The organism is Mycobacterium sp. (assembly GCF_049683935.1).
In the GTDB taxonomy this organism is placed as follows: domain Bacteria; phylum Actinomycetota; class Actinomycetes; order Mycobacteriales; family Mycobacteriaceae; genus Mycobacterium.
Window position 1 is genome coordinate 1 of sequence record NZ_JBAUJR010000453.1, and the last position, 7,421, is coordinate 7,421.

Genomic DNA, 7,421 nt, shown 5'->3' on the forward strand with positions numbered 1-7,421 from the left:
GGCACACCTCGTGTAGCTCCCTCAGCGGGGCCAGGTCACCGTCGGCCGAGAAAACCGAGTCGGTGACCACCACGGCGCGCTCCTCGGAGCGGCCGGTCAGTGCCCGATCGACCGCGGCGACGTCCCGGTGCGGGGTGACCGCCACCCGAGCCCGCGACAATCGGCACGCGTCCACCAGCGAGGCGTGGGTCAGCGCGTCCGACACCAACAGCGAGCCGGGTCCGGACAGCGCCACCACCGCGCCGAGATTGGCGGTGTACCCCGACGAGAACACCAGCGCCGAGGCGGCGCCGACGAATCCGGCCAGGGCGTCCTCGAACGCCTCGTGCAGTTCGGTGTTGCCGGTGACCAGCCGGGACCCGGTGGAACCCGCACCCCAGGTCCGCAGTGCGGCCACGCCGCCATCGATGACTGCCGGATGCTGCGACAACCCCAGGTAGTCGTTGGAGGCCAGGTCCAGTTCGGCGCCGACGGGGGGTCGGCTGCGCAGGGAACGTCGGAGTCCGGCCGCGCGGCGCTGCGTCTCGACCTGACCGAGCCAGGCGAGTGGAGACAGACCGAGGCGGGTCACGCGGGCTCCTCTCGGGGTGAGAATTGAACACGTCGGCGGGTCCAGTCAATTGAACACGTCGGCGGGTCCCGTCAATTGAACACGTCGGCGGGCCGACAATTGAACACCGTTCAGGTTAGAGCACGCGCGACGGCGATCATCCCGGAGGTGATCTGGTCGATCTCGGAGCGGGAGCAGATGTAGGGCGGCATGACGTAGACCAGGTTGCGGAACGGTCGGAGCCACACGCCGTGCTCGATGGCGGCCGGGGTGGCGATGCGCAGGTCCACCGGGCGATCCAACTCGAGCACGCCGATCGCACCCAGGACCCGGACATCGGCCACGTTGCCCAGCGCGGCCGCGGGCGCCAGCCCCTCGGTCAAGCCGACCTCGATGTCGCGCACCTGTTCGCGCCAGTCGCCGGCGAGCAGCAACTCCACCGATGCGACGCTGACCGCGCAGGCCAGCGCATTGGCCATGAACGTCGGCCCGTGCATGAGCGCGCCCGGCGGGTTGCCGCTGATGGTGTCCGCGACGTCGCGGGTGCACAGCGTCGCGGCCAGGGTGAGGTAGCCGCCGGTGAGTGCCTTGCCGACACACATGATGTCGGGGCTGACGGCGGCGTGGTCGGCGGCGAACATCGCCCCGGTTCTTCCGAAGCCGGTGGCGATCTCGTCGAAGATCAACAGCACGCCATGACGATCACAGGCCTCCCGCAGATCGACGAGGTAGCGGGGATCGTGGAACCGCATGCCGCCCGCGCCCTGCACCACGGGCTCGACGATCACCGCCGCGAGCTCGTCGGCGTGCCGGGCGAGCTGCTCGACGAAGTCCGCGCTGTAGGCAGGGTCGTAGTCCGACGGCGGCGGCGGGGCGAACACCTGATCGGCCAGCAGCGAGTTCGCGCCGGTCCACAGCTCATGCATGCCGCCCTGCGGATCGCACACGCTCATCGGTGTGAACGTGTCGCCGTGGTAACCCCCGCGCCATGTCATCAACCTGCTCTTGGCGCCACGACCGGTGCTGCGCCAGTACTGCAGCGCCATCTTGACCGCGACTTCCACCGAAACCGACCCGGAGTCACTGAAGAACACCGTCTCCAGCCCGTCCGGTGTCACCTCCACCAGCAGCTGGGCCAACCGAGCCGCCGGCTCGTGGGTCAACCCGCCGAACATGACGTGGTTCATCGTCGCCAGTTGCCGCGTGACGGCGGCGTCGAGCATCGGGTGGCCGTGCCCGTGGACAGCGGTCCACCAGGAGGCCATCGCGTCGAGCACCTCGACCCGACGTCCCTCGTGTATGAGAGTCAGCCAGGCACCGTGGGCACCCACCGCGACGGTCGGGGCGACGGCATCGGGGCCTATGGCGCTGTACGGATGCCAGATGTGGGCGGCATCGACAGCGCTGATCTCGGCAGGCGTCAACGCAGACACCTTCGGTAGATTAACCGTCGACCATGAACACCCTCGCCCCTGCCCGGCCGGTGTCCCGCACCGATATGGGTCCACCCCCGCCTGCCGCGACCCCTGTCATCGGGACGCGGACGTCAGGGTTCTACCGGCACGACCTCGACGGTCTGCGCGGTGTCGCGATCCTGCTCGTGGCGGTGTTCCACGTCTGGTTCGGGCGGGTGTCCGGCGGGGTCGACGTCTTCCTGGTGCTCTCCGGTTTCTTCTTCGGCGGACGACTGCTGCGCGGCGCGTTGACCCCGGGCGCCGCGCTGCGTCCGGTGCCCGAAGTGACCCGGTTGGTCCGCCGGTTGCTGCCGGCCCTGGTCGTGGTGCTGGCCGTGTCCGCGGTGCTGACGATCCTGATCCAGCCCGAGACCCGCTGGGAGACGTTCGCCGACCAGAGTCTGGCCAGTCTCGGGTACTACCAGAACTGGGAACTCGCACGCAGCGCTTCGGACTACCTGCGCGCGGGCGAGTCGGTCAGCCCGCTGCAGCACATCTGGTCGATGTCTGTTCAGGGGCAGTTCTATATCGCCTTCCTGGTGCTGATCCTGTTGTCGGCGTTCCTTTTCCGTCGAGTGCTCGGCAAGCGGATGCGGGTGGCGTTTGTCGTGGTGCTCGCCGCGCTGACCATCGCCTCGTTCGTGTACGCGATCATCGCGCACAACACCGACCAGGCCACCGCCTACTACAGCAGCTTCGCCCGCGCCTGGGAGCTTCTGCTCGGTGCTCTCGTGGGTGCGGTGGTCCCCCATGTGCGTGCTCCGATGTGGCTGCGCACCATCGCTGCGGTGGTGGCGCTGGCGGCCATCCTGTCGTGCGGCGCGCTGATCGACGGGGTCAGGGAGTTCCCCGGACCGTGGGCGCTGGTCCCGGTGGGTGCCACGTTGCTGTTCATCCTGTCGGCGGCCAATAGGTACGCCGATCCGCACACCCGGGGCCGGATCCCGGCACCGAACCGCCTGCTTGCGTCGGCACCGTTCGTGGCACTCGGAGCCATGGCGTACTCGCTGTATCTGTGGCACTGGCCGTTGCTCATCTTCTACCTCGCCTACACCGGCCGCCAAGGCGTCAACTTCATCGAGGGCGCAACAGTATTACTGGTTTCCGGGCTGCTGGCCTGGCTGACGACCCGATACGTCGAAGAGCCACTGCGCGCTCGTAATTCGTCAGCAGCAGCGGTCTCGGCGGTGCCCTCCGGATCGTCGGGGAGACTGCGCACCCGGTTGCGTCGGCCGACGATCGTGCTGGGTTCGGTCGTCGCTCTTCTCGGAGTGGCCCTGACAGCGACGTCGTTCTCGTGGCGCGAGCACGTCACCGTGCTGCGGGACAACGGCAAGGAACTCGCCGGGCTGTCCTCGCGGGATTATCCGGGCGCGCGTGCGCTGATCGACAACGCCCGGGTGCCCAAGCTGCCGATGCGCCCGACGGTGCTCGAGGCCGACGACGACATCCCGCAGTCGACGATCGACGGATGTATCAGCGACTTCGACAACGCCACGGTGATCAACTGCACCTACGGCGACGAATCGGCGACCCGCACCATTGCACTGGCCGGCGGCTCACACGCCGAACACTGGATCACCGCGCTGGACCTGCTGGGTCGACTGCACGGTTTCAAGATCGTGACCTACCTCAAGATGGGCTGCCCGCTCACGACCGAGGAGACACCGCTGGTGATGGGTGACAACCGCAAGTATCCGAAATGCCGAGAATGGAACAAGCGGGTCATGCCCAGGATCATCGCCGATCGTCCCGACTACGTGTTCACGACCTCGACCCGCCCATGGAACATCAAGCCCGGCGATGTGATGCCCTCGAGCTACCTCGGTATCTGGCAGAAGCTGTCGGACAACGGAATTCCCATCCTCGCGATGCGGGACACCCCGTGGATGGTGCGCGACGGCGAGCCGTTCTTCCCTGCCGATTGCCTTGCAGGCGGCGGAGATGCCACATCATGCGGAATCGAACGATCCGAAGTACTGTCGGATCACAACCCGACACTGGATTACGTCGCCGAGTTTCCGCTGCTGCACCCGCTCGACATGAGCAATGCGGTGTGTCGACCTGATCATTGCCGAGTCGTGGAGGGAAACGTGTTGATGTATCACGATTCCCACCACATCTCGAGCACGTACATGCGCACCATGACCAATGAGCTGGGCCGTCAGATCGCCGCCATCACCGGCTGGTGGTCGGACTGATGCCACCGTCGGAACCGGGGTCCGTGCCCACCGTATGGCCGGGCGCCTCCTACCCTCTCGGCGCCACCTACGACGGTGCCGGCACCAACTTCTCGCTGTTCTCCGAAGTCGCCGACCGGGTCGAATTGTGCCTGATCGGAAAGGACGGCCGAGAGCATCGGATCGACCTCGACGAAGTCGACGGTTACGTCTGGCACTGCTACCTGCCGACGGTGACACCTGGGCAGCGCTACGGCTTCCGGGTGCACGGGCCCTGGAGTCCCTCGTCCGGTCACCGCTGCGACCCGAGCAAGCTGCTACTCGACCCGTACGGCAAGTCATTTCACGGCGAATTCGACTTCTCCCAGGCACTGTTCTCCTACGACCTGCACGCCGATGATCTGGCCAGCGGTGGCGTGCCGCCCCAGATCGACTCACTCGGCAGCACCATGACCAGCGTCGTGATCAACCCGTTCTTCCAGTGGGGCTCTGACCGCGCTCCCCGCACCCCGTATCACGAGACAGTGATCTACGAGGCCCATGTGAAGGGCATGACGCAGGTCCACCCCGGCATCCCCCAGGAACTGCGCGGCACCTATGCCGGCCTGGCGCACCCCGTGATCATCGATCACCTGAAGTCGTTGAACGTCACCGCGATCGAGTTGATGCCGGTCCATCAGTTCCTCCACGACCACCGGCTCTTACAGCTGGACCTGAAAAATTACTGGGGCTACAACACTTTCGGCTTCTTCGCGCCGCACTCCCAGTACGCGGCCAACAAGCACGCCGGTGGCGCCGTAGCCGAGTTCAAGACGATGGTGCGCGCGTTCCACGAAGCAGGCATCGAAGTCATCCTCGACGTGGTGTACAACCACACCGCCGAAGGCAATCACCTCGGGCCGACGATCAACTTCCGCGGTATCGACAACGCCGCCTACTACCGACTCCTCGACGGCGACAACCGGTACTACAAGGATTTCACCGGTACCGGCAACAGCCTCAACGCCCGTCACCCCCACACGCTGCAGTTGATCATGGATTCGCTGCGGTACTGGGTGCTCGATATGCACGTCGACGGGTTCCGATTCGACCTGGCCGCGACGCTGGCGCGCGAGTTCTACGACGTGGACCGGTTGTCGGCGTTCTTCGATCTGGTCCAGCAGGACCCGGTGGTCAGCCAGGTGAAGCTCATCGCCGAACCGTGGGACATCGGCGAAGGCGGTTACCAGGTCGGGAACTTCCCAGGTTTGTGGACCGAGTGGAACGGGAAGTATCGCGACACTGTGCGTGATTACTGGCGGGGCGAACCCGCGACCCTAGGCGAGTTCGCGTCCCGGCTGACCGGGTCGTCAGACCTCTACGAGGCGACGGGCCGACGCCCGAGCGCCAGCATCAACTTCGTCACCTGCCATGACGGTTTCACGCTGAATGACCTCGTGTCGTACAACGAGAAGCACAACGCAGCCAACGGCGAGGACAACCGCGACGGGGAGAGCCACAACCGGTCGTGGAACTGCGGCGTCGAGGGGCCCACCGACGACCCCGAGATCCTCGCACTGCGCGGCAAGCAGATGCGCAACATCCTGGCCACGCTGATGCTGTCGCAGGGCACCCCGATGATCGCCCACGGCGACGAGATCGGCCGAACCCAGCAGGGCAACAACAACGTCTACTGCCAGGACTCCGAACTCTCCTGGATGGACTGGTCGCTGTGCGAGACCAACGGCGACCTGCTGGAGTTCACCCGCAAGGTGGTGAAGTTCCGCAAGACCCATCCGGTGTTCCGGCGGCGGCGGTTCTTCGAGGGAAAGCCGATCCGCACCGGCACCGAGGCCAGGGACATCGCCTGGCTCACCCCTGCGGGCAAGGAGATGGACCCCGAGGACTGGGAGACCGGCCTCGGCCAGTGTGTGGCGGTGTTCCTCAACGGACAGGCCATCCCGGCCCCCAACGAACGCGGCGAACGGGTTGTCGACGACTCCTTCCTGCTGTGCTTCAACTCTCACGACGAGGTCCAGGATTTTGTCGCGCCGCGCAGCGACTACTACGCGAAGGAATGGACTGCCGATCTGGACACCGCCGACCCCACCGGCAGCACCGACTTCGTGGTGAAGGCCGGCGAGAAGATCACGCTGCAGCCCCATTCGGTCCTCGTCCTGCGCAAGACCGCCTGACATGAGAGTGGCATCCACCTACCGACTGCAGATGCGCGGCCCGGCCAGTGGCGAGGCGTTCACCTTCGCCGACGCCGAGGCACTGGTCGACTATTTCGCCGAACTGGGCGTCTCGCATCTGTACCTGTCCCCCATCCTCACCGCCTCCGAAGGCTCCAGCCACGGGTACGACGTGACCGACCCGACCACGGTGTCCGCCGAACTCGGTGGGCCCGAAGGCTTTCGGAGCCTCGCCGAGAAAGCACGTTCGGCGGGACTGGGAATCGTCGTTGATATCGTGCCGAACCACGTCGGCGTCGACGTCCCCAAGCAGAACCGGTGGTGGTGGGATGTCCTGACCCACGGACGCGAATCGACGTTCTCCTCATATTTCGACATCGACTGGGCGCTGGACCCCGACGGCCGGATCGTGTTGCCCGTACTGGGTTCCGACGACGATGTCGCCGACCTGGTGGTCGACGGTGACGTGCTGCGACTCGGCGACCTGCAATACCCGATCAGTCCCGGCACCGGCACCGGCACCGGGCCGGAAGTGCACGACCGGCAGCACTACAAGCTGATCGGCTGGCGCAACGGCATCTGCGGCTATCGGCGCTTCTTCTCGATCACCTCACTGGCGGGCCTGCGACAGGAGGACCGAGAGGTCTTCGACGCCACCCACGCCGAGGTCGGTCGCTGGTTCGCCGAGAACCTGGTCGATGGCATCCGAATCGACCACCCGGACGGATTGTCCGATCCCGCAGGCTATCTGGCGTGGCTGCGGGAACTCACCGGACCGGACGCCTGGATCGTCATCGAGAAGATCCTCGCCGTCGACGAGCCGCTGGACCCCAGCCTGCCCGTGGCGGGCACCACCGGGTACGACGTACTCCGCGAGACCGGTGGGCTCTTCGTCGACCCCACCGGCGCCGAATCGCTCACCGGTCTGGTCGAGTCCGCCGGAGTCGACCATTCGGCGACCCCGGGGATCGCGCGCGCGCTCAAGGTCGCCGCTGTCACCGACACGCTCGCAAGCGAACTGCGACGGCTGTGCCGGGCGGTCGTTGCGGCCACCGGCCGCGAC

The 7,421-nt window shown here is 66.4% G+C and carries 5 protein-coding genes; 3 read left to right on the top strand and 2 right to left on the bottom strand.

Translation table 11 applies throughout. The annotated features are described in order from the left end of the window. A partial coding sequence (locus WA965_RS25310; protein ID WP_526448187.1) for an aminotransferase class I/II-fold pyridoxal phosphate-dependent enzyme occupies positions 1-571 on the bottom strand: 571 nt, incomplete at its 3' end. A 110-nt stretch (positions 572-681) separates the two neighbouring features. Then, entirely contained in the window at positions 682-1,983 is a 1,302-nt protein-coding gene (gene bioA, locus WA965_RS25315) for an adenosylmethionine--8-amino-7-oxononanoate transaminase (RefSeq protein WP_526295650.1), read from the bottom strand. 23 nt (positions 1,984-2,006) lie between these two features. Here bioA and sucT point away from each other — a divergent pair, with 23 nt between their 5' ends. From sucT to WA965_RS25330, 3 genes are all read left to right on the top strand, one after another. Next, complete coding sequence (sucT, locus tag WA965_RS25320; RefSeq protein WP_526295648.1) at positions 2,007-4,205, top strand: acetyltransferase SucT; 2,199 nt, start codon at positions 2,007-2,009, stop codon at positions 4,203-4,205. Further along, on the top strand, positions 4,205-6,358 hold the full coding sequence (glgX, locus tag WA965_RS25325) for a glycogen debranching protein GlgX (RefSeq protein WP_526295646.1): 2,154 nt from the start codon (positions 4,205-4,207) through the stop codon (positions 6,356-6,358). Before sucT ends, glgX begins: the two co-directional genes overlap by 1 nt. A 1-nt stretch (position 6,359) precedes the next feature. After that, on the top strand, positions 6,360-7,421 hold a 1,062-nt coding region (locus tag WA965_RS25330), incomplete at its 3' end, for an alpha-amylase family glycosyl hydrolase (RefSeq protein WP_526448188.1).